Source organism: Nocardiopsis exhalans, assembly GCF_024134545.1.
GTDB classification, from domain to species: domain Bacteria; phylum Actinomycetota; class Actinomycetes; order Streptosporangiales; family Streptosporangiaceae; genus Nocardiopsis; species Nocardiopsis exhalans.
Genome location: NZ_CP099837.1, coordinates 790,429 through 812,258, shown reverse-complemented (window position 1 = coordinate 812,258; position 21,830 = coordinate 790,429). Strand labels below are relative to the sequence as shown.

General features: G+C 66.5%; 19 protein-coding genes and 4 tRNA genes. 8 read left to right on the top strand and 15 right to left on the bottom strand.

Annotation, left to right across the window (positions count from 1 at the left end; all coding sequences use genetic code 11):
• The first annotated feature begins 11 nt into the window (after positions 1-11).
• Positions 12-1,205: an MFS transporter gene (locus NE857_RS03615; RefSeq protein ID WP_254419783.1), complete on the top strand. Its 1,194-nt coding sequence runs from the start codon at positions 12-14 to the stop codon at positions 1,203-1,205.
• Positions 1,206-1,281: 76 nt separating this feature from the next.
• Here NE857_RS03615 and NE857_RS03610 read toward each other — a convergent pair whose 3' ends face one another.
• The gene (locus tag NE857_RS03610; protein WP_254419782.1) at positions 1,282-2,013 is read right to left on the bottom strand and encodes an rRNA methyltransferase; all 732 of its coding nucleotides are present in this window, start codon (positions 2,011-2,013) and stop codon (positions 1,282-1,284) included.
• A gap of 1,425 nt (positions 2,014-3,438) precedes the next feature.
• Positions 3,439-3,513 (bottom strand) — tRNA-Asp (locus NE857_RS03605).
• Between the two features lie 99 nt (positions 3,514-3,612).
• Here NE857_RS03605 and NE857_RS03600 point away from each other — a divergent pair.
• Positions 3,613-4,020, top strand: a complete 408-nt coding sequence (locus NE857_RS03600; protein ID WP_254419781.1) for an RNA-binding S4 domain-containing protein — start codon at positions 3,613-3,615, stop codon at positions 4,018-4,020.
• 42 nt (positions 4,021-4,062) lie between these two features.
• Complete coding sequence (locus NE857_RS03595; RefSeq protein ID WP_254419780.1) at positions 4,063-4,737, top strand: phosphotransferase; 675 nt, start codon at positions 4,063-4,065, stop codon at positions 4,735-4,737.
• Between the two features lie 103 nt (positions 4,738-4,840).
• On the opposite strand, the gene NE857_RS03590 is transcribed toward NE857_RS03595, so the two are convergent.
• Together NE857_RS03590 and NE857_RS03585 are read right to left on the bottom strand one after the other, a co-directional pair.
• Positions 4,841-5,629 carry an alpha/beta fold hydrolase gene (locus tag NE857_RS03590; RefSeq protein WP_254419779.1) on the bottom strand — a complete coding sequence of 263 codons (789 nt, stop codon included), beginning with the start codon at positions 5,627-5,629 and terminating at the stop codon, positions 4,841-4,843.
• An 81-nt stretch (positions 5,630-5,710) separates the two neighbouring features.
• Positions 5,711-6,253 (bottom strand): hypothetical protein, encoded by a 543-nt coding sequence (locus tag NE857_RS03585; RefSeq protein ID WP_254419778.1) that lies wholly within the window; start codon positions 6,251-6,253, stop codon positions 5,711-5,713.
• A gap of 228 nt (positions 6,254-6,481) precedes the next feature.
• Between NE857_RS03585 and NE857_RS03580 the strand changes: the two genes are divergently transcribed.
• Positions 6,482-7,414 (top strand): PP2C family protein-serine/threonine phosphatase, encoded by a 933-nt coding sequence (locus tag NE857_RS03580; protein WP_254419777.1) that lies wholly within the window; start codon positions 6,482-6,484, stop codon positions 7,412-7,414.
• Positions 7,415-7,459: 45 nt separating this feature from the next.
• On the opposite strand, the gene NE857_RS34180 is transcribed toward NE857_RS03580, so the two are convergent.
• Positions 7,460-7,588: a hypothetical protein gene (locus NE857_RS34180; protein WP_301184300.1), complete on the bottom strand. Its 129-nt coding sequence runs from the start codon at positions 7,586-7,588 to the stop codon at positions 7,460-7,462.
• A 90-nt stretch (positions 7,589-7,678) separates the two neighbouring features.
• Between NE857_RS34180 and NE857_RS03575 the strand changes: the two genes are divergently transcribed.
• Complete coding sequence (locus NE857_RS03575; protein WP_254419776.1) at positions 7,679-8,059, top strand: hypothetical protein; 381 nt, start codon at positions 7,679-7,681, stop codon at positions 8,057-8,059.
• A gap of 170 nt (positions 8,060-8,229) precedes the next feature.
• Here NE857_RS03575 and NE857_RS03570 read toward each other — a convergent pair.
• The 4 genes from NE857_RS03570 to NE857_RS03555 form a co-directional block, all read right to left on the bottom strand.
• Positions 8,230-8,303 (bottom strand) — tRNA-Phe (locus tag NE857_RS03570).
• 28 nt (positions 8,304-8,331) lie between these two features.
• A tRNA-Asp gene (locus NE857_RS03565) sits at positions 8,332-8,406 on the bottom strand.
• A 91-nt stretch (positions 8,407-8,497) separates the two neighbouring features.
• Positions 8,498-8,570: transfer RNA gene (locus tag NE857_RS03560), tRNA-Glu, on the bottom strand.
• Positions 8,571-8,689: 119 nt separating this feature from the next.
• A complete protein-coding gene (locus NE857_RS03555) occupies positions 8,690-10,231 on the bottom strand; it encodes a metallophosphoesterase family protein (protein WP_254421853.1) in 1,542 nt (513 codons plus the stop codon).
• Positions 10,232-10,327: 96 nt separating this feature from the next.
• On the opposite strand from NE857_RS03555, the gene NE857_RS03550 reads away from it, so the two are divergent.
• Together NE857_RS03550 and NE857_RS03545 are read left to right on the top strand one after the other, a co-directional pair.
• Positions 10,328-10,678, top strand: coding sequence for a metallopeptidase family protein (locus NE857_RS03550; protein ID WP_017578977.1), 351 nt, complete (start codon positions 10,328-10,330; stop codon positions 10,676-10,678).
• Between the two features lie 432 nt (positions 10,679-11,110).
• A complete protein-coding gene (locus tag NE857_RS03545; protein WP_254419775.1) occupies positions 11,111-12,427 on the top strand; it encodes an MFS transporter in 1,317 nt (438 codons plus the stop codon).
• Positions 12,428-12,552: 125 nt separating this feature from the next.
• On the opposite strand, the gene NE857_RS03540 is transcribed toward NE857_RS03545, so the two are convergent.
• Both NE857_RS03540 and NE857_RS03535 read right to left on the bottom strand, forming a co-directional pair.
• Positions 12,553-12,813, bottom strand: a complete 261-nt coding sequence (locus NE857_RS03540; RefSeq protein ID WP_017578980.1) for a PspC domain-containing protein — start codon at positions 12,811-12,813, stop codon at positions 12,553-12,555.
• Positions 12,814-12,971: 158 nt separating this feature from the next.
• Entirely contained in the window at positions 12,972-13,577 is a 606-nt protein-coding gene (locus tag NE857_RS03535; RefSeq protein WP_254419774.1) for a TetR/AcrR family transcriptional regulator, read from the bottom strand.
• Positions 13,578-14,353: 776 nt separating this feature from the next.
• Here NE857_RS03535 and NE857_RS03530 point away from each other — a divergent pair.
• Positions 14,354-15,526: a hypothetical protein gene (locus NE857_RS03530; RefSeq protein WP_254419773.1), complete on the top strand. Its 1,173-nt coding sequence runs from the start codon at positions 14,354-14,356 to the stop codon at positions 15,524-15,526.
• 57 nt (positions 15,527-15,583) lie between these two features.
• Here the strand turns inward: NE857_RS03530 and NE857_RS03525 are convergent, their stop codons facing one another.
• Genes NE857_RS03525 through NE857_RS03510 form a run of 4 tightly spaced genes read right to left on the bottom strand, consistent with a single transcriptional unit; the run spans position 15,584 to position 21,752 of the window.
• Positions 15,584-18,727: a type I restriction endonuclease subunit R gene (locus NE857_RS03525; protein ID WP_254419772.1), complete on the bottom strand. Its 3,144-nt coding sequence runs from the start codon at positions 18,725-18,727 to the stop codon at positions 15,584-15,586.
• Positions 18,727-20,091 carry a restriction endonuclease subunit S gene (locus tag NE857_RS03520; protein ID WP_254419771.1) on the bottom strand — a complete coding sequence of 455 codons (1,365 nt, stop codon included), beginning with the start codon at positions 20,089-20,091 and terminating at the stop codon, positions 18,727-18,729. The genes NE857_RS03525 and NE857_RS03520 overlap by 1 nt, the downstream gene beginning before the upstream one ends.
• The gene (locus tag NE857_RS03515) at positions 20,088-20,585 is read right to left on the bottom strand and encodes a hypothetical protein (protein ID WP_254419770.1); all 498 of its coding nucleotides are present in this window, start codon (positions 20,583-20,585) and stop codon (positions 20,088-20,090) included. Before NE857_RS03515 ends, NE857_RS03520 begins: the two co-directional genes overlap by 4 nt.
• 33 nt (positions 20,586-20,618) lie before the next feature.
• On the bottom strand, positions 20,619-21,752 hold the full coding sequence (locus NE857_RS03510; RefSeq protein WP_221318711.1) for an ISAs1 family transposase: 1,134 nt from the start codon (positions 21,750-21,752) through the stop codon (positions 20,619-20,621).
• Between the last annotated feature and the right edge of the window lie 78 nt (positions 21,753-21,830).

The following is a 21,830-nucleotide window of genomic DNA, read 5'->3' as shown; positions in this document are numbered from 1 at the left end:
AAGGAGCCGAAATGCGTGCGGAAGTGGGCGAGCGGACGACCCGCTCGGGGACCGCGGGCGGCAACCTCGCCCTAGCGACGGCGGCGTTCGCGCTGACCTTCTGGGCCTGGAACCTGATCGGCCCGCTGTCACGGAGCTACAGCGAGGGCCTGGGCCTGACCCCGACCCAGACATCGATCCTGGTGGCGTTCCCCGTGCTGGTGGGCTCGCTCGGACGCATCCCGGTGGGCACCCTCACCGACCGCTACGGCGGCCGGGTGATGTTCACGGTCATCTGCTTCCTCAGCATCGTCCCGACCTTCCTGGTCGGGGTCTCCGCGTCCTCGTACGGAATGCTGCTGCTCTGGGGCTTCTTCCTCGGGATCGCGGGCACCTCGTTCGCGATCGGCATCCCCTTCGTCAACGCCTGGTACCAGGCCGACCGGCGCGGGTTCGCCACGGGCGTCTTCGGTGCGGGCATGGGCGGCACCGCGCTCTCGGCCTTCCTGACCCCGCGCCTGGTCGAGGCCATGGGCCTGTTCGCCACCCACCTGCTGATGTGCGCGGCGCTGGCCGCGATGGGCGCCGTCATGTGGTTCTTCGCCCGCAACTCGCCCACGTGGAAGCCGCAGACCGAACCGGCCCTGCCGCGCATACGCGAGGCACTCAAGCTCAAGGCGACCTGGCAGTGCTCGGCGCTGTACGCACTGGTCTTCGGTGGTTTCGTGGCCTTCTCCACCTACCTGCCGACCCTGCTGACCACCGCCTACGCCTTCGCCCAGACCGACGCCGGCATGCGCACCGCCGGGTTCGCGGTCGCGGCGGTGGTCGCCCGGCCGATCGGCGGCATCCTGTCGGACCGGATCGGGCCGGTGAGGGTCTGCCTGATCTCGTTCTTCGGCACGTGCGCCTTGGCCGTGGTCCTGGCCCTGCAACCGCCCGCGGAGTTCCCGGCCGGAGTGGCCTTCGTGCTGATCGCGCTCTTCCTGGGCCTGGGAACCGGAGGGGTGTTCGCCCTGGTCGCCAAGCTCGTGGACCCGTCCCGCGTGGGAACGGTCACCGGCCTGGTGGGCGCCGCGGGCGGCCTGGGCGGCTACTTCCCGCCGCTGCTCATGGGCGTGGTCTACCAGGCCACGGGCGCCTACGCCCTGGGCTTCGTCCTCCTGGCCCTGGTCGCACTGGTTGTGGCCCTGTACACCACCCGCGCCTTCCGCGACGTCGGCTAGCGGCGGGAGAGGGAAGTGCCGGAAAAGCTGTCCACACCCTGTGGACAGAGCCCGGCCCCAGGGTCCAGGGAGGCGGTCACAGCGCCGCGGCGAGCTCCCGGGCGCGGACGAGGGCGGCCGAGCGGTTGCCGATCTTCACCCGCTCCAGCGCCCGGACCCCCTCCGGCAACGGGATCCGGCGGGTCCGCGCCGTCACGACGACCACCGCGTGCGGGGGCAGGACGCGGCCCATGGCGGCGAGCAGCCCCCGGATCGGGTCGCCCTCCGGGACCCCGCCCTCCCAGTGGGTCATCTCGCCGTAGGGGACGTCGGTGATCACGAGGTCGGCGTCGACCGGTCCGGTCAGCCCGAAGACGTCGGCCACCGCGGACTCGTGCGGGAGGTCACCGCCCGTGGCCGCCAACCCCGCGGCCAGGTCGCGGGCGGACTCGGCCCGTTCCACGAACGCCACCCGGCCGAAGTCCAGCGCCGAGCGGCGCAGCTCCCGCTCCCGCTCGGCCAGCCCTTCGGCCGTCAGCAGCTCCAGGTTGCGTGCGGCGATGCCCACGGCGTCCTCGTCCACGTCCGTGGCACGTACGTGAGTGAGCCGGTCGCGGTGGAGCAGGCCCAGGACGGCCACCAGGTACCCGCTGCCACAGCAGGGATCCCACAGGCGCACCTGACCGCCCTCCACGTGCACCATCGCCCGCTGGAGGAGCTCGCTGGCCAGTCTCACGGGGAACCCCGGGTATCCGGGCGCGGACCGCAACACCTGTCCGCTGGCCAACGCCGAGTGGTCCGTACGCTCGGTGGCGTAGCGGTAGCTCACAACCGCCCCTCTCGTTTCCCCGACATCGGGTAGGCGGGTCGGGTCACCCGACCCGCCTCCCACACCACCAGGCATGCGGGCCCGCACCTGGCGGTTCGTCAAGCCGTCTCAGACGACGACCGGCCCGGCCATCAAGGCCCGGACCCATGGATCCAGCTCTTGGGAACTGCGCCGTGGCCGCCTACGCACCAGCATGAAGCAGCTCTGAGGGAATGCACCCTCTCCGCCCCACGGTGGACCGGCTCTCAGACCGGCTTACAGCGATCATTACGACCCAACCGAGCAAGCCCCCTCCTTCTGCTCCACTCGACGTTCAGCCCTTCCTGACCTGCCGGTCAGTACTATGGCCTCTGCTGACTTCTGCCTGGTCAGACCCACCCTTGCGAGCGGACCCGTCGGCGCAGCGACAACTCAGCAAACCGACACCCAGACAGACCTCCCCGGATAAGAACAGCCACTTTCCCCTACGCCTGCCGTGTTTACACCCCGACCGTCTTGACGGTGACGGGCTTCGCCATCCGTGGCTGGCTCACCCCGGTCGGACTGCCTCATACACGGTTCGTGTTCCTCAGTGCAGGGTTTCGCCTCGGGCTTCCTTCCGACCCCACCTCGCGATGACGCCGTTGCCTCCGGCTCGCGGTTGGCACCATCTCCTCCCGCAAGGGACTTTCACCCTCAAGCAACTGCCCATGCCGGGCGTAATCGGGTAGGCGGGTCGGGTCACCCGACCCGCCTCCCACACCACCAGGCATGCGGGCCCGCACCTGGCGGTTCGTCAAGCCGTCTCAGACGACGACCGGCCCGGCCATCAAGGCCCGGACCCATGGATCCAGCTCTTGGGAACTGCGCCGTGGCCGCCTACGCACCAGCATGAAGCAGCTCTGAGGGAATGCACCCTCTCCGCCCCACGGTGGACCGGCTCTCAGACCGGCTTACAGCGATCATTACGACCCAACCGAGCAAGCCCCCTCCTTCTGCTCCACTCGACGTTCAGCCCTTCCTGACCTGCCGGTCAGTACTATGGCCTCTGCTGACTTCTGCCTGGTCAGACCCACCCTTGCGAGCGGACCCGTCGGCGCAGCGACAACTCAGCAAACCGACACCCAGACAGACCTCCCCGGATAAGAACAGCCACTTTCCCCCTACGCCTGCCGTGTTTACACCCCGACCGTCTTGACGGTGACGGGCTTCGCCATCCGTGGCTGGCTCACCCCGGTCGGACTGCCTCATACACGGTTCGTGTTCCTCAGTGCAGGGTTTCGCCTCGGGCTTCCTTCCGACCCCACCTCGCGATGACGCCGTTGCCTCCGGCTCGCGGTTGGCACCATCTCCTCCCGCAAGGGACTTTCACCCTCAAGCAACTGCCCATGCCGGGCGTACCAACGCCGAAGGCCCGGTGTCTGGGACACCGGGCCTTCGATGATGCGGTCCTGACGGGATTTGAACCCGCGGCCTCCACCTTGACAGGGTGGCGAGCACTCCTAACTGCTCCACAGGACCTCGTTGCGTTCACAACTCTAGCGCGACTTTGGAGTACTTCGTACCCCCGCCGAAATAGAGTGGCTCACAACGCACCCGAAACCACGAGAGGACCCCTGCGTGAGCGACTCGTCCGCCCCCCTTCCCTCCGGCCCGGACTCCACGCGGGTCGACCGTTGGCTGTGGGCGGTACGCCTCACCAAGACCCGTTCCGACGCCGCCCAGGCCTGCCGTGGCGGGCATGTGCGGGTCAACGACCGCCCGGCCAAACCGGCCATGGCGGTCAAGGTCGGCGACCAGGTCAGGGTCCGCCTGCACGGCACCACCCGCATCATCGATGTGACCCACATCATCGTGGAAAGGGTCGGCGCACCGATCGCCGCCCGCTGCTACACGGACCGCACCCCGGCACAGCCGCCGCAGGCCACCGGGCCGGTGATCCGCCGGGACCGCGGCGCGGGCCGCCCCACCAAGCGGGACCGCCGCCAGCTCGACAAGCTCCGCACGGACTTCCCGCCCCCGGCCTGACCCCGCGCGCGGCACACCCCCGCAACAGCATCAGGAGCCGCTATGGTCACGCCCGTCCCGCCCGTCCCGCTGGCCTCCGGACGCGACGCCGAGGTGTTCGCCCTGAACGGCCGCCGGGTGCTGCGCCGCTACCGGAACTTCTGCGACACCGCCCCCGAGGCCGCCGCCGTGGCCCACGCGGCCCGGCACGGCTACCCCGTGCCCGAGGTGTACCGGGCGCAGGGCGGCGAACTGGAGATGGAGCGCCTGTACGGGCCAACGATGCTCGACGCCTCCCTGGACGGGCGGATCAGCCCTCAGGAGTCCAGCCGGATCCTCGCGGAGCTCCACACACGCCTGCACGGCCTCCCCGGCCGGGGTGGTGCGGCCCAGGGCCGGCTCCTGCACATGGACCTGCACCCCGGCAACGTCGTCCTCACCCCGAGGGGCCCGGTGGTGATCGACTGGACCAACGCCCGCGACGGCGCCCCGGACCTGGACCTTGCCCTCACAGCGCTGCTGCTGGCCCTGACCGGGGACAGCGCGGACCCACCCCTGGCCGACCTGGCCGAGGCCTGTCTGGCGCCGTACGTCGCACACACCACGGGCGACCCGACCCGCCTCATCGACCAGGTGGTCGCCCTGCGCTCGGACGACCCCAACCTCACCCCCGAGGAGGTCGCCCTGCTCCCCCGGGCCGCCGCCCTCGTCCGCCAGACGTGGGCCGCACAGGCCTGAACCACCCACCCTCCCCCGTGATCTTGCTACCAGAAGCGAAATCGGCGCCCATCTTGCCTCTGGTAGCAAGATCACGGCGGGTTGGGGCGGGTTCGGGGCGGGCTCAGCTCAGCGGGTTGCGGGTGAGGAAGTCCAGGACCGCCTCGGTGGCCTTGGGGGCGGCCTCGTGCAGGTAACCGTGGCGGGCGCCGGGCAGGACCAGGAGTTCGGCGCCGGGGATGCGCTCGGCGAGCAGCTCGGCGTTGCCCACCGGGGTGAGCTCGTCGTCCTCGCCGTGCACGACCAGCGTCGGCGCCTGAATCCGGGGCAGCAGGTCCCAGCCGTCGTGCTTGAGGCTGGCCTCGTAGTGGCGGCGCTGGGCGCGCAGCGGGTTGCGGGGCAGGATGCGGGTGACCGTCTCCGGGCGCTCCCAGGCCCACTCCGGGGTGTAGAAGAGGGGGCCGATCAGCTCGCGCCCCTCCTCGCTGCTGGCCCGGCGCAGGGCCAGGGAGGCGTGTTCGGGGCGCTCGACCTCGTTCCTCCCGCCGGGAGCGGTGGCGCCGAGCACCAGGGCGCCCACCCGCTCCGGGGCGATGGAGACGAGGGTCTGCGCGACCTTCCCACCCATGGAGAACCCGTAGACGTGCGCGCGGTCGACCCCGAGGTCGTCCAGGACCGCGAGGACGTCCCGGGCCAGCAGCTCCATGCTGTAGGCGCGGTCGAGGGGCGCGTCACTGCCGCCGGTGCCGCGCAGGTCCACGCGCACCACCCGGAAGCGTTCGACGAGGTCCTCGTACACCCCCTCCCACATCTCGTGGTCGAGGGACTGTCCGTGGATGAGCAGCAGGGTCTCCCCCGCGCCATGGACGTCGTACCAAAGGCGGGTTCCGTCAGCGGCGATCGCGTGGTTCACGTCAACGGACACTACCCGACAAACCCGGCAGCACACCGGGGCGGAACCGGCCAGGGCTTGGACGCGAGAGCCTCATGCCCCTCAGCGGCGCCCCTCGGCCTCACCGCTGGCGCTGAGACCGATCACCATGCACGCGACAACCATGACGAACACCCCGGACCCCGCGAACACGCTGTCATCAGACAGCGACGGAAGCCAGGCAACGAGGTACAGACCCGGGGTCACGAAGGCCACGACCGCGGTCGTCACCAGCGCGCCCTTGGAAGGGGCCAAGAGGCAGGCCAGTGAGAAGCCCAGCAGGAGCAGAAGCATCGCGAAGGCGAGCGCGAACAGCCACCGACCCTCCCCCAGCGCGCCCCCGAACAGGAGCCAGCCCGTGGCGTAGCCCTCCAACGGCTTCGCGCTGACCACACCTTCCTCCGAGAACCACACGCCGCCCCCTTCCCGGACCCACGGCAGCGCCAGCGAAAGGAGCAGGGCGACCGCACCGACGGCATAGGCCGCCGTCAGGGCCCGATCCGCAGGGGCCTCGGCTCTTTCCCGTTTGGCCTGATCCTCTAGGTGGGTCACCCGCTGACGGAGCATGGTGATCGGGCTGAGCCCATCGGCACTGTTCTTCGACAAGGGAGTATTCCTGCGTGGTTGGGTAAGGGAACACCGGGGTAGACGCCGGCCACTACGAGCTGGTTCGCTCCGCGGCGGCCTCGGATTCGTCCCGGGTGCCGGGGAGATGCCTCACGTTCGTGATCTCTCGTGACCTCTCCGCGCGAACCAACCCCCCGCCTCCGTGCATCTCCCCAGGTCCCATCGTTTGTGGGTGCGGCACCACAGGATCCGGCCGAAGGAGCGCGTGTGAGTCCCCCCGTCATCGCCACCGACACTGACCAGGGCCCTCGGCCGAGCCAGCAGGACGCCTACTCCCACCGGCTCGAACCCGCCTCCGGGGGCTGGCGGGCAGCCGTGGCCGACGGGTTCGGCGACCACCCCGACACCCGCGAGGCCGCCCAGCTCGCCGCGGACACCGCCATCGCCGCCTCGGGCGAGGCCGTGGACGCCGTCCTCGCCGCCCACCGGGCGATCACCCTGGTCCACCCCGGGACCGACTGCGTGATGGCGCACGCCCGCCAGGACTCCCCGGACGAGCCCATAGACATCGCCTGGGTCGGCGACTGCCGGGTGTGGACCTGGAGCCCCTCCGAAGGGCTGCGCCAGCACACCCGCGACCACACCTTCGGGCAGGAGCTGCGCGACCTGTGGGTCGCGGACGATCTGGCGCGGGTCGGCGACCACGCGGTCACCACCTCCGTGGCCACCGCCGTCCTCGACGACGTCGGAACCGCCACCGCACCCGCGGCCGACCTCACCCTGTTCACCTGCGACGGCATCCACGACTACGTGGACGAAAGGCTGCTGGCCGAGCTGGTCACCGACCACGCGCACGACCCCGCGACCCTGGTTCAGGTCCTGGTGGACGCCGCCCGCGAGGCGGAGAGCACCGACAACGCCACCGCCCTGGTGATCAGTCTGACCCCGGAACCGACCGGCCCCGGCACCCCTCTGACCCGCCAGGAACGCCTCCTGGAGGGCCTGGACAGCTTCGGCGGCCTGGGGTTCGGCGAACGGTTCCCCGGGAGCACCGAACACCTGCTGCGCGCCCTTTCCGAGGACCGAGCCGCCGGAATCGCCTGTGACCGCTTCCTCCTGCGCGACGGCACCACCTACTGGTGCACGAAGGACTCCGACCACACCGACCACCACGTGAGCTGGCACGGCGTCACCTGGTGAACCCGGCTCCGCCCTCTCGAGCAGCCGAGGGGGCTCCCCCAGCGCCTACCCGGCGGCCTGTTCATCTCGGCGATGTCGATCGGCCAGGACAGCGCTGACCATGCCCTGACCAAGGACGAACTGGGCGAGGCCGTCGTCGAGGCGGCCGAAGCACTCCTCCGACCCCGTCGACACCCTCTCGCCAACATATCTATGAGATACATTAGGGGGAGCAGTGTCCGGGGCCGAGCAGGCGGCACGGACGCCACCGAGATGGGAACACCAATGACCACCGCGGCACTCGTCCTGGCACTCGCCGTCCTGAGCGTCCTCGGGGTGGTCCAAGCCCTCATCCTCGCTGGCTTCCCCCTGGGCGAGTACGTGTGGGGCGGCCAGGCGCGCGTACCGACCCCGCGCTTACGCTGGTCGGCGGCGATCGCCCTGGTGATCCTCCCCGGCTTCGCCCTGCTGCTGGCGAGCCGTGCGGGCCTCCTCCCCGGCGGCGGATCCCCCGCGATCATCATCGCCACCTGGGTGCTGTTCGCCTACTCCGTGCTCATGGTCGGGCTGAACGCCGTCTCCCGCAGCCGCCCCGAACGCCTGACCGCGACCCCGGCCTCCGTCCTGCTCGCCCTCAGCACGTTCGTCATCGCGCTTGGGTCCTGATGCGTGATCCCGGGCCCTGGCACCGCCACTGAGCCACCCGCAACTCCAGCGCGTATTCAGCGCAGCCGCCCACCGAAACCCGCACCGGCACCCGGCCCGCACCCCGGACACGAAAAAGCCCCGCTCCTGGAAACCCAGGTTGCGGGGCGTTTCACGCGATTCGTTCTGTGTGGCTAGGGGCGGGGTCGAACCGCCGACCTTCCGCTTTTCAGGCGGACGCTCGTACCAACTGAGCTACCTAGCCGCGGCGCCGATTACCTCGACGACGCTTGCGGTCCTGACGGGATTTGAACCCGCGGCCTCCACCTTGACAGGGTGGCGAGCACTCCTAACTGCTCCACAGGACCTTGTTCAGTTGTCGCACTCGGCTGCGCTGGCCTCGTGCTTCGCTGCGGTTCTTATTCTGCCAGATGTCCGACAGTGCTCTGAACCGCTTCGTACCCCCAACGGGATTCGAACCCGCGCTACCGCCTTGAAAGGGCGGCGTCCTGGGCCGCTAGACGATGGGGGCCCGTGTAGACAGCCTAAGCATAGGGGAGATTCCCACCAACACCAAAGTGATTGCCCGAGACCGGCCGAGACCTGCACGACCTGCGACTACACAGGGGCTCAACAGCGGACAGAAAACGACTAGGGCGTGTCCTCCGCCGGGCTCGGATCCTCGTCCTCCTCGTCCTCTTCCTCGACCGGTTCGCCGACGTGACGACCCGGGTCCTCCTCGATATGCCGTTCGACCTGCGCGGACGTGAGACCGATGCCACCGAGGTCGATGTCGTCGCGGGCCTGGAGACGGCCGGTTTCGGCATCGAAGTAGAGCACGGACGCCTGGTACGGAGTCGGCCGACCGGAACCGTGATCCAGCCCACTCAGCCCCGCGCCGCCGGTGGACCCCTGGATGAGGAACCTGGTGCCCAGGTCGGTGAGTTCGGTGGAACGCCGGTGCTCGTTCCCGGCCAGGACCAGCGGAACCACCCCGTCGAACGGCTCCGCCTGGGTGCGCGTGTGCAGGATCGCCACGTCCACGTCGTCCGAGCCGCCCGCGATCGACGCCGCCTGTTCCTTGCCCAGCGCGGCCACACCGGCCGCGTCGGGGTTGAGCCGGGTGGCGTCCGGGGTGAATCGGGGGTCGCCCGCACCGTAGAAGGTGAGGCCGCCGACCTCCTCGACGTCCCCGTCCAGGACCACGGTGTTGGGCTGGGCCTCCACCGCGCGCTGGGTACCCATGGAGTCGTGCTGGCCGCGCACCCACACGTAGGGCACGTCCAGCTTTCCGATCTCGTCCGCGAAGACGTCCTCCGCCGCGCTGCCGCGGTCGGTCAGGTCGCCCGAGTCCACGATCACGTCCACCCCGTACTGCTCCTGGAGGGTGCTGATGATGCTCCACGACGCGGGGTTGAGCTGGATGTCGGAGACGTGCAGCACCCGGATGACCGACTCGTCATCGTCGTAGACCGGCAACGACGAGGTGGCCTCGTAGATCATCGACACGTTGCCGACCAGCCCGGCGAGCTGCTCCTGGTACTCGGTGAACCGGCTGAACACGTCGTCGGCGCTGCCCACCACCATCGGGGCGCCCGCGATCAGGCCGGTGTAGCGGGGTTCGGCGATAGCACTCGGGTTGAACGTGAGACCGGCCACACCACCGAAGCCCACCAGGACCAGCAGCGAGGTGGCCCCGCTCGCCAGGGCGCGCCAGGCGCTACGGAAGAGCAGGAGGCCCATGATGGCCGCGCCGGCGGTCGCCGCGAGCGCAGAGCGCAGCAGGAGGGCGATCACGCCGTCGGTGAGGTCCGCGCCGATGCCCGCGGCCATCCGGTTGATCGCCTCGGGGTCGGCGAACATCTCCTCGGCCGCGGCGAGCCGGATGTCGGTGATGGTCGCCTCGAGCTTCAGCGGCGCCGCATGGGTGTCGAAGGCCAGCTGACCCAGCGGAGCGACGTTGACGACGGTCTCACCGTGCCACTGGGGGCTCAGGGAGAAGGTGACGTCCGCCGGGCCGATCGGCGTGACCACCTGGCCGCCGAGGGCCAGGCCGAGCCAGCCGCCGACCAGACCCGCGACGAAGACACAGCTCCATCGCCACAGCCGCCCGGCACGCCACCGGCGCAGGGTCGCTCGGAACCGTTCGTAGGCTCCACGAAAGTCATAGGCGCGGATCTCTCCCCAAGACAACACACCCCCATCATGCCGTTGAGTGGAGCCGTTCCCAATGTTTCCTCCCGTCCAGAGTGTTATGTCTCTTCCTTGCCGCTCCGGGGAGGCAGCACAATGGCAGGCGTGGTTGAACTGACGCGCAGGGACTTCGAGGAACTGGTGGCCGACGCCCTGGACCAGATCCCGCCAGAGCTGGCCCAGCTCATGGACAACGTGGTGATCACGGTCGAGGACGAGTCACAGGAGGGCCTGCTCGGCCTCTACGAGGGGATCCCGCTGACCGAACGCGGCGACTCCTACTTCGGGGTGCTCCCGGACCAGATCTTCATCTACCGCCGCAACATCTGTGCGATCTGCGAGACCTCGGAGCAGGTGGTGGACGAGGTGCTCATCACCGTCGTCCACGAGATCGCCCACCACTTCGGCATCGACGACGCCAGACTCACCGAACTCGGCTGGGGCTGACCGGGCGCTCAGGGCTGGCCGGGGCCCGGCGGCAGCTGGCGAGCCGGCCCCCGATCGCTTCGGAACGCCACCGATCGGTGCTCACTCAGAGCGACATTCGGGCGAATAATCATCCGAAGATCCTATAAATTCGGGCGTTCGGGACACCGTTTTGCATTCCCGAGACCACTTCGGCGAGTAACAACTTTCCGCAGCGCCTGGCGCACCATGCGACCGAAAAACCTCCCCTTGATCTGCGGCCACCTGGGAAAACAAACCGGACGCCACCAATACGAACCCCTACCGAATCAGACCAGGAGACATTACTCGGAGCAACGAATCAGACACGAATTTACCCAACCGGCTTGCCACCCAGGCCCACTTCGGGAACCGTTGGTCATTGGGACACGACACAGCGTGATTCCACCCCCGGTGACTGTAAGGGAGTGCCAGGTGGGCAATCCAAGCCTTGACAAAGCCCCTGACGACGGAGACCACGAATCTTCGGAGACGCAGGACGACAAATGGCGGAGCAGTTACCGCGACGTCATGGCTATCGGCGAGTTCCGCTCGATGTGGGCGGCCCACGCCCTGTCGATGATCGGCACCAACCTGCTGAACATCACCGCCAGCGTGCTGGTCTACCAACTGACGCAGTCGGCCTTCGCGGCCGGAGTCACGCTGGCCGTGATGTTCCTGCCGCCGATCCTCGCCGGTCCGCTGTTCTCCGGGCTGGCCGACATCCTGCCGCGGCGCCAGATGATGATCGTCTGCGACCTGCTCCGGGCCGTGTTCATCGTGCTGGTCGGAATCCCCGGGATGCCGATCTGGGCGGTCTGGGCCCTGCTGTTCCTGTCGGTTCTGCCGGGGATCCCCTTCGCCGCGGCCCGGGCGGCCCTGCTCACCCAGATCGTCCAGGGCGAGCGCTACGTGGCCAGCACCGCGATCATCCAGCTGACCGCGCAGGTCGGGATGCTCCTCGGGCTGATCGCGGGCGGTGTGATCGTCACTTTCGTCAGCCCCAACCTCACTCTGATGTCGACGGGCCTGCTCTTCGTCCTGTCCGCGCTGATCGTGCGGCTCGGGGTCAAGTCACGGCCCGCTCCGGCACGCGAGGAGGGCGGCGAGAAGCGGCCCGGTCTCCTGGTGATGACCAGGGACGGTGCGAAGTTGGTCTTCCGCGACCCCAAGCTGCGTACCCTCGCGCTGCTCGCCTGGCTCGCGGGTCTGTACTCGGTCCCCTACGGGTTGGCCAACCCCATGGCCGACGAGGCGGGCGCCGGTCCGGCCGCGGCCGGTTTCATCATGGCCGGCCAGTCCATCGGGGCGCTCTTCGGCGGTTTCGTCCTCACCCGGCTGATCCCCCCGCCCACCCGGATCCGGATGCTCGGGCCGCTCGCGATCCTCACCTGCATACCCCTGCTGCTCTGGGTCTTCCAGATGCCGCTGTGGATGATGATCGCGGCGCTGACCCTCTGCGGGGCGGCCGGTTCCTACCAGTTCGTGGCCAACGCAGCCTTTGTCCTGTGTGTGCCGAAGGAGGGCCGGGGGCTGGCCTTCGGCCTGGTCGCCTCGGGGCTCCAGGCCGCGCAGGGTCTCGGCATCCTGCTGTCCAGCCTCCTCGTCGAGATCACCAGCACCGGCACGGTCATCGCCGGCGCGGGGGCGCTCGCCCTGCTCTGCGCGATCGGTCTGGCCATCCCCTGGTCCCGGATGTCCGGGGAGGTCGCCGCGCGGATGGAGGCGACCGAGTCGGAGACGGCCTCCTAGAGGCCGCCCCTAGCGCTCGGAGCGGTGCTCCGCGGGTTGTTCGCGGGCCTCCTCGGCCTCCCGGTCCTCCCGCGGGGCACACAGCTCACGCCGCCGCCAGTCCGGGTGTGCGCGCAGGCTCCACATCAGTGCTCACTCGGCTTTCCCTGGAAGTTACGGATGATCTGCTCCAGCAGCGAACGCTGCTCGCTCTCGGCGGGCATCAGCAGCCAGGCCAGGATGTAGATCGGAATACCGGCCATGCCCAGCAGGGCGAGGATGACGAAGATGATCCGGACGATGGTGGAGTCGATGCCCGTGTAGGCGGCGATACCGCCACAGACACCGGTCAGGAAACGGTCGGATTCACTGCGCTGGAGCCGCTTGCCCCCGAAGTTCTCGTTCATGCTTCTACCTTGCCCGTCCACGACGACGATTCCCATCGGGGAGAGCCCTGGGTGGTCCCTGACTTCCGTCCCCGACCCCTGAAGGTCGGGCACGAACCCCGCACGAGTCCGACGTCCCTGACGCCCGAAGCGTTCCTGAGGCGTGGACCACACCGCGATCAGTCGTCCGCGGTGAAGACCTCGCCCAGCATCCGGAACGACTCCCCGAGATAGGCACGCAGCTCGTCGATCCCGCCCCCGGGACGGTCCGGGGCCATCTTCATGGAGTGCCGCATGGCCGACATCGCGGCCGCGGCCGCCAGATGTGAGCGAGGATCGTCCTCAGAAGCCCCGGCCCGCTCGGCGATCGCCACCGCGACGCCCCGCTCCACGTCGTGGAAGCGCCGCAGCAGCCCGGACAGCAGATGGGGTTCCTGCTCCGTGAGCCGCTTGCGCAACGCCATATCCGCGCGCTGCGCCTCAAGATCGTCCGAGACCAGGAGAGTCGCCATCAACAGGGCACTGAGGTCCTCGGTGAACACACCCGTGGGCCCGCCCGCCACGAACGCCGCCCGCGCGTCCTCGTCGAGGGAGACGGCGACGTTGTCCAGGAGCGCGTCCTCCTTGGTCGCGAAGTAGTTGAAGAAGGTCCGCGGCGAGACGTCGGCCTCGGCCGAGATCGCCTCCACCGTCACGTTCTCCAGCCCCCGCTCCAACGTGAGCCGCACTGCCGCTTCCCGCAGAGCGCGCCGCGTGGCCAGCTTCTTGCGTTCCCTCAGCCCCATAGGTCCTCCCCTTACACGACCCATAGTTGCATGCCGTGCAATATTTCTCGATGTGTATTTTTCCCTACCGCAGCACGAGGAGATCGCCCCGCTGGCGCCCGGTGATCATCCCACTCCCCGCAGTCCACCGAAGAAGAGCGCACCAGCCACCCCCGAAAACATCCCGAAACCCCTACGGGACAGGTGCCCCAGCACCCACCGAAGGTTGCTCTGCGTCGGCCCTACCACTGCGGTAGAGTTGTCTCGGCGCCGAGCTACTCGTCGCCGTGGGGCCTTAGCTCAATTGGCAGAGCAGCGGACTTTTAATAAGCGTGATCACACCGCTTACCCGCAAAAAACCCGCAGTTCAGAGCGGGTGCATTGCACAAATCGGGCGCCCATTCCACCTTGGTTTCGCTCCATGTGCGCTCCCCTGCCTCGCTCGTGTCTCGAGGCCGCTGAGCACCTCCCGAAGGCGTGCTCCGCGCATCGGCCGCCTTGCCCAGGCCCGGGGTTCCCACTCAGGGCCACCAGCGGCTCACCAGGCCCCGAACCGCGCCCCTGCCCCGACATTCCCCGCACCCCTGCGCATGGACGCCGCGTGGGGCCTGTGGTGGCCTCAGGGCGCGAATCCCCCGAAACTGAATCCTGAATCAGGCGGACACCCCCACCCCAACGATCAACATCCGATAATCCCACATGTAGTGGTGCGCCGGATTGTCATGCCTACCATGTAGTGTCATGGCAGGAATTCTCGTGGCGGGGGCCGTGAGTGCGTCTCAGGCATCGGGGGCAACATGCCGAAGTACTTCAAACCGAATCATCGCGGTCTAGCAGCGATGGCCCGTGAAATCGAGCAGGAACTCGCCAAACACCCCATCAAGGTTCCACTTCACGGCTCCTTTGACCAGACACAACTGCAGGCTGGGGACTCCATGGATCACGACGTTCCGGGTTTTGACACTGTTCCCGAGCACACAATGCTGCGGCGAGCTGTCCTGGACGCGACCATGGTGCTGCTTCTGGAGTTGGAGAAGCGCGGCCCTGATGAGCGAGGACTCGATCCCCGTCACCAATTCGTCGACGCCCACCTACACCACCTCGATGAACCACTGCAGTCCTGGGCTACGAAAAACAGCACCGATCTGACCCGGGAACTCCTTCTTCAGGGCTACATCCAGCGAAGCAACGGGAGCCTGAGCGGGCAGGTGAGCGCGCACCTGAGCGACAAAGGTCGGAATCACGCTGTTCGGCTCCGCCGTGTCCAATCTGGCAGGGCTCGGCACAACATGATCTGCGAGCTTGTGCTCGGTCTCGTTGGACATGCCGATGCTGAAGGGCGGTCACGGGTCGACCCAGCCGACCTCAAGCACACCGCTCACGCTTGGATTGCAGGGGTCCAGGTCACCGATGAAGAAGCAAATCGGGCGGGTGGGTACCTCTTTCGCCATGGACTCATCGCGGCCTTTGAAGTTGATCAGGGTTGGGTCTCTCATGCTCGTCTGACCGCCGAGGGTGCCACCGTGGTGGACATCTTTGGCGGCTCGATCAGTGCTTGGGAGAGGAGCAAAGTACAGGGAGGAACCCTCGTGGGTGACCAGATCAACATCAGCAACAGCGCTGGAGTGCAGTTGTCGACCCGGACGTCTGGGACGGTTCACCAGTCGGCGACCACACAGGTCTCCTCGGCCCCGGACCTCACCGACCTGTGCATGCGTATCCGAGAGTTGGTCCCCTCCCTGAACCTTGAGGAACAGGACCAACAGGAGCTGCTCGATCAGGTGGAGCGGTTGGAAGGAGCGGCTGGCAAGCCCGAAGTACAGGCCAAGGGGGTGAAGCGCTGGTTGAGCAACATCAAGGATCTGCTTACCAGTGACTCCACGGGAAAGGCGTTGGGGGTGCTGGCGAAGGTCGGCGCGGCTATCCAGTACTTCACCAAGAGCTTTGAGGAAAACCCCTCAACTGCATGATGCTGATCATTGCTTAGGTGTTTGACTGCCGCTACGGCAACCTCTTCCTTCCAGAGCCTAGGAATCCCCCTGCTGATCGACCGCTGCTTCGTAGAAGGCGTCCGCGAGGGCGAGGATGATCGAGTTGATGGCGGGCCCGTCCGTGAAGAAGTAGTCAGCCATCGTGTTGTGGGCGCCCTGGTTATCCGCGACTGCCTCCGTGACGGCTGCTTGGAAGTCCGGTGACTCCACGAACTGCTTCTTGGAGTTCACCTTGGTCTGCTTGATCAAGTTCGGGTCAGCGAGCAAGTGCTGGATCAGCCCCTGCACGAACTCCCGGACCTGGTGATCAGCGAACGCCTCAGCACCGAAGAGGTCGTTCATCTTGTCGATGACGACCTGGAGCGCGACGTACTTCGGCTCCTTCTTCATCCCCGTGCCGGCAGCGCTGATGCCCTTCAACTGTCCATCTCCCACGAGCGAGATATCGACCGGGACCGCCTTGTTGTGCTTGACACCGACCAGCACCACATCGGAGAGGTCGATCTCGGCCGCCCAAGCGGACTCGGCGATGACCTTCTCCAGCAAGCGCAGGAAGATCGAGAGCATCTCCATGTAGGGGTCGCCGTAGTCGACGATCTGGGACATGAAGTCATAGAGGCGTACGTAGGTGGAGATGTCCTTGCGGAACAGGTCGAGCGCCTGGAGCGCGACCTTGTCCTCCTCCTCGATGGCCCGCGCGTAGCGGCGCCGGAAGTCGTGCTGCGCCGGACTGATCGCCGCGGAGAGCGCGTTGTTGCCCTTCCGGGTCACCCACAGCTCGGCAACCTTGCGAACGTCGTCCTCGGTGTAGATACCGACCTGGGCAAGTTTGTTGGCCAAGTGGATGACGATGTACGGATCGGTCTCCGTCTCCAGAGCCGCGTTCTTGAAGTACGGCTCGAAGGCGGCCTTGATGTCCTCGGGCTTGTTGGCGAAGTCGATGACGAATGTCTTGCGCTTCTGCTCCCCGCCAGCAGTGCGATGGGTGCGGTTGAGCCGCGAGAGGGTCTGCACTGCGGTGACCCCTGACAGCTTCTTGTCGATATACATCGCCGAGAGCAAGGGCTGGTCGAAGCCGGTCTGGAACTTGTTGGCGACCAGCATAATCTTGTACGTCGCACCCTTGAACGCGGCTGCCAGATCAGCCCCGGCGCCGGGGTTCATGTTGGCCTCGGTGAACTCGTCGTCCTTCGACGGTTGTGGGCCCCAGTCACTATGCCAGGTCTCGTCCTCGTCCATCGCCACACCGGCGGAGAAGGCGACCAGGGTGCGGTAGTTGTACGAGGCGTCCTCGGCGCGGCGCTTGGCGATGTAGGCGTCGATGGCCAGCTTGTACTTCACCGCGGACTTGCGCGAGTCGGTAACCACCATCGCCTTCGCCTTGCCTTCGAGGAGGTAGCCGACGTTGGCGTGGAAGTGCTCGACGACGATCCGCACCTTCTGGCTGATGTTCGTCGGGTGGAGCTGAACCCAGCGCATCAAACTCTTACGGGCAGCAGACTCCTCGACTTCTCCTCCGTCACCACTTTCGGCTTTACCGGCGATCTTCAACGCGGTCTCGTAGGACTGATAGCCCTTCAGCACGTCGAGGATGTAGCCCTCCTCGATCGCCTGCTTCATCGAGTAAAGATGAAACTCGCGCGGCTTGCCGTCGGGCCCTTTACGACCGAACAGTTCAAGGGTCTTGTTCTTCGGCGTCGCGGTGAAGGCGAAGTAGGAGATGTCCTCCGACTCGGCCCGGTCGGACATCTCCGATGCCAGCACCGACTCCACATCGACCTCACCGCCCTCCTCGATCTCCTTCACCTCCTCAGCGGTCAGCACCTTCTTCAGCCTCGAGGAGATCTGACCCGACTGTGAGGAGTGCGCCTCATCGGCGATGATGGCGAACCGCTTGCCCTTCAGCCCGGCTTCACGCCGGACCTCCTCCAACGCATGCGGGAAGGTCTGCACCGTCACCGCGATGATCAGCTCACCGTTCTTCAACGCCTGCGCCAACAGACCCGACTTCGACTTAGCACCAGCCTTACGGACGTCCTCCGGGCTGATGGTCGCGACGATTTTTCCGGTGCCGTCGATCTGCCGGATCGCCTCCTGCAGCTGAGAATCGAGCACGTTGCGATCCACCACCACGATGACCGTGTCGAAGACCTTCCGATCATCGACATGCAGGCGGGCCAGCCGGTGAGCCGTCCAAGCGATGGTGTTCGTCTTACCCGACCCGGCCGAGTGCTCGATCAGGTACCGCTGCCCGGCGCCCTCCTCCTTCACCGCGTCGACGATGTTTGTGACAGCCTCCCACTGGTGGAACCGGGGGAAGAGCAGGCTCGTACGCCTCACCGACGTGCCGGTCGCGACATCCCACTCCTCCCGGGTCTGCACGATCATCAGCCGCCCGATGATGTTCAGCCAGGCGTGCTTCTCCCAGACCCGCTCCCACAGATATGCCGTCGCCGACTGTCCGTCCGCGCCGGGCGGGTTACCGGCACCGCCTTCGAAGCCCGTGTTGAACGGCAGGAAGTGGGTCTTAGTCCCCTCCAGCCTGGTAGTCATCGCCGCGAGGTCGTTTGAAACCGCGAAGTGCACCAGTGCACGGTGACCGAACGACAGCAGCGGCTCGGGCCGCCCGCTCGTCAACGGATTGCGGTCCTGTTTGTACTGGTTGATCGCCTCGTCCAGCGACTGAGTGAAGTCTGTCTTCAGTTCCACCGTGGCCACCGGGAGCCCGTTGACGAAGAACACCAGATCGATACTGCGCTGGTCGGCAGTCGAGAAGTGCACCTGCCGAACCACGCGCAACCGCATCGCCTCGTAGTGCGCTGTCGTGGTCTGGTTGAGCGAGGTCTCGGGCCGGAACTGCGCCAGCTTCAACCGACCGCCACCGATGTACTGCACACCGTTGCGCAGGATGTTCAGCGTTCCACCGCCATGCTCCAGCGGCTTGTCCAGCGCCGAGGTCAACACGTCGAGGAACTTAGCTTGGGACCCCGCCGCCTTCAACGCCTTGGCGTATGCAGTCTTCTGCGTCTCGTCCAACCACGCGAACAGGTCTGCCGGGAACAGCGCCCGCTCCCGATCGTACTCACCGCCGTCATGGTCGTGCTCCGAGTACAGCCAACCCTGAGCTTCGAGATACTGACAGATTTCTCTTTCGAAATTCCTCTCATTGTGTTCAGCCATTACACCGCCTCTCGTACGTCGATCTGCCCCGCTACGGCCGCTGTGATGAGCGCGGATCGGCGCTCGCCAGCGAGCTCGATAAAGCGCTCTGATTCTTCGATGAGCATGTCAATCTTTTCGGTCTGCTCGTCCAAATACTTCGCGATTCGACGCTGCTCATCGATATCCGCAGGAGCAGATACCAACAATGCCATCATGGCACCAGCGGTCAGCTTCGGCTGGGCCGAACCCGATACGGCTATGCTCACGTCGAGCGCCTCTAACCGCCTAGCCCAAAAATCGACATCGCCAGCGATCGGGCGCAAGACGTGTGCATGGTTGTTGACCCAATAGCGTCCCTTCGCCACGAAGGCAATCGGCGTCGAGCGAGCCAGCAAGTTTGCGCCATCCTCGGAGACAAGGACAAGCGGCTCATCAAAAATGAAGTCGTCGACATGATCGATCACCCCTGACGCACCGTAGTAGTCGAATTCTCCCTTCCTGTCTCCCCTCTCCTCTGCACTCAACGGAATCCGGCGTCCGTCCAGGCTGACGAGCCAGTGGCGAACAGCACGCAGTGCCCAATGTGCAGGCATCAAACCAATCGCAGGGTCCCCGGACTCGACCAATTCGACACTCTCATCAACTCCGCGAGTCACTGCTGTAAGGCACACGGCTCGGCGCCGCTCCCACAGCATCCCGATCAGCCGCTGCTGCTCCTCGATGAGCGTGTCAATACGGGCAGTCTCGCGGTCAAGGTAGCAGCAGATGGCGCGTTGTTCATCAATCGGTGGGATACTGACGCGCAACTGTTTAAGCGCCTCACAGGTCAATCCACCTTTGGTACTTCCGTTCTCCTCGCTAATTCTCCGGAGATCATCGTATGCGGATGTGAGCAGCCACAGCAGGTAACCTGGCCACCATTTATCTCGGTCTGGGATCACGTATGCCAGGTGCTGATTCACCGTTGCCTCGACGTCAAGAATCGTCGCCATTCCGCGCGTCTTTCCTTGGCCAGTTAGACCTACAAGCACCGAGCCGGGAGGGACAATCGGGAGGTGACATTCTGAGAGCGCGGCAGCGGTGACGAACTGCACTGCTGAATCAACACGCCTCTGGTTGACCACGGAGCTGTTGAGCCAAGGAACATCGCCACCATCCCAATACTCCCTGTTCTCGCGTCGGGGTGTTGACCCGTTGCCGATCCGTGTGGTGCGGCCAAGCTTGTCGGCACCGCTGCCCAGGCTGGTGCTTGATGGGACCACACCATAATTACGGTAGGCACTACGAACTTCCAGACCAGGATTCCTCGGACGCGACTGAGGCGCGAACAAAGTCGCGAGTTGACGTGTGGGGTCACTCGATCGCCACCGCTGTTCCGTCATGCTTCGACCTCCCGCAGCAGGTCAAGGATCTTGGCGACCTGTTTCTCCAAGTCAGCATCGATCTCAGCGAGAGGGCGTGGAGGAACGTACTTGTAGAAGTGGCGGGTGAAGGGGATTTCGTAGCCGACCTTGCTCTTCGCCCAATTGACCCAGGCATCGGGAACGTGCGGCTGTACCTCGGCCTCGAAGTACGCCTGTACAACCTCACGCTCCCCTGCCGCTCCGACGGTTGAGCCGCCGTAGGTGAAAGGCACGTTCTCGGTGTCACGCTTCTTCGAGTCGGGCTTCGGGTTACCCTTGCGGTCGACAACCGGCTTACCGTTCTCATCGAGCATGGGACGCTCGACAGTCACGGTCCAGTAACCGAACTCGTCGTTACGCAGCACCTTGGAGAGGTCGGGGTCGGCATCCTCGAAGTCGGCGTACAGCCGCAAGACCTCGGCACGGTCATCGTCACTGATCTCGCGTCCCTTGGACCCGAGGTTCTTGCGCATCTTGGTCCAGAACGACGCAGGGCTCCGGCAAAGTCAGGTCTGTAGGAGTCTGAGTGGGCGAGCCTCGTCGCGGATCATGTGACGGTTGGCCTGGGCGATGTTGTCGAACCCGGCTGCTCGCAGCAGTCCGATCGCGGTGTTGCGCAGGGTCGCCATGACCTGGGGAGCGCTGCCCGTGCGCACTTGGGAGCGGTCCTCGTCGTAGGTCACATCCCGCACGTGATGGAGCTTGTTCTCGATCCCCCAGTGCTGGCGCACCCACCCGGACAGCACCAACGCAGGAGCAACGCGGTGGTCGGCCGAGGTGATCAGGTAGACGACCTCCACGCTCTTGCGTTTGGGTGAGCCCTTGGACTTCTTGCGCCAGGTGGTGCGGCGTAGCTGGGCGATCTGAGCGGCGCCTTCGAAGGTGACCCATGCCGGGACCTGGGCGGTCTTGATGGTGCGGGTCTCTTTGCGGCCGTGCCCGGTATCGCGTGTGGTGTGTACGGGCACGTGCTTCCACGGCACCTTCTTGAGCTGGGCGTACAGGTTTTTGTTGTTGGCCTTGACTGTGAAGACGTAGTGGGCGCCCCCGGTCCGGATGGTGGTAGCGGTGTCGGTCTGGGTGTGCATCGCGTCAAGGGTGACGACCGCTCCGTCGATGTCCAGGAGGCCGAGCAGGTCCCGCACGGCGGGAATCTCGTTGCTTTTGGCGTCCACCGCGACCTGGCCCAGGGTGGTGGTGCCGCACAAGGCGGCGACCAGGTGCGGTGCCCGTTCGGTTCCGGTACGGGCACCGCGCAGGGTCTTGCCGTCCAAGGAGATGACCCGCAGCCCGTTGACCACCATCAGGCGGGTGGCGGCCCAAGCGCCCAGCACCTGATCGAGCAGGTCGGCGTCCAAGCGGGCGAAGGTGCGGCGAAAGGTCGCCTCGTCGGCGGCTCCCCGGAGCATGCCCAGGGCGGTGAGGGTGTGGGTGGTGGTCTCGGCGGCCCACTGGCCGATCGCGGTGAACCCTTTGGCTCCGGCCAGGGTCGCGCAGACGGCCACGGCGATCAGCGCGGCCAGGGTGTGGCGTCGTCCGCGGGGTTTGCGTGGGTCGGGCACACCTTGAAGGACCTGGATCAGGTGATCCTGGCGGGAGACGGGCTCGACGATGAGCTCGCCGGGGTGAGACGATGACATTCGCGGGCGTGTTCCTCGGTTGGGCGAAAGCGTGAAGAACTTCCATCCAACCGGGTCGGACACGCCCGCTTCTGCTTG

Coding starts and splice junctions, on each gene's coding strand:
- NE857_RS03510 (WP_221318711.1), bottom strand. CDS start 21,752: ATGTCATCGTCTCACCCCGGCGAGCTCATCGTCGAGCCCGTCTCCCGC.
- NE857_RS03575 (WP_254419776.1), top strand. CDS start 7,679: ATGACCACCGCGGCACTCGTCCTGGCACTCGCCGTCCTGAGCGTCCTC.
- NE857_RS03515 (WP_254419770.1), bottom strand. CDS start 20,585: ATGCGCAAGAACCTCGGGTCCAAGGGACGCGAGATCAGTGACGATGAC.
- NE857_RS03530 (WP_254419773.1), top strand. CDS start 14,354: ATGCCGAAGTACTTCAAACCGAATCATCGCGGTCTAGCAGCGATGGCC.
- NE857_RS03525 (WP_254419772.1), bottom strand. CDS start 18,727: ATGGCTGAACACAATGAGAGGAATTTCGAAAGAGAAATCTGTCAGTAT.
- NE857_RS03595 (WP_254419780.1), top strand. CDS start 4,063: ATGGTCACGCCCGTCCCGCCCGTCCCGCTGGCCTCCGGACGCGACGCC.
- NE857_RS03615 (WP_254419783.1), top strand. CDS start 12: ATGCGTGCGGAAGTGGGCGAGCGGACGACCCGCTCGGGGACCGCGGGC.
- NE857_RS03550 (WP_017578977.1), top strand. CDS start 10,328: ATGGCAGGCGTGGTTGAACTGACGCGCAGGGACTTCGAGGAACTGGTG.
- NE857_RS03540 (WP_017578980.1), bottom strand. CDS start 12,813: ATGAACGAGAACTTCGGGGGCAAGCGGCTCCAGCGCAGTGAATCCGAC.
- NE857_RS03535 (WP_254419774.1), bottom strand. CDS start 13,577: ATGGGGCTGAGGGAACGCAAGAAGCTGGCCACGCGGCGCGCTCTGCGG.
- NE857_RS03520 (WP_254419771.1), bottom strand. CDS start 20,091: ATGACGGAACAGCGGTGGCGATCGAGTGACCCCACACGTCAACTCGCG.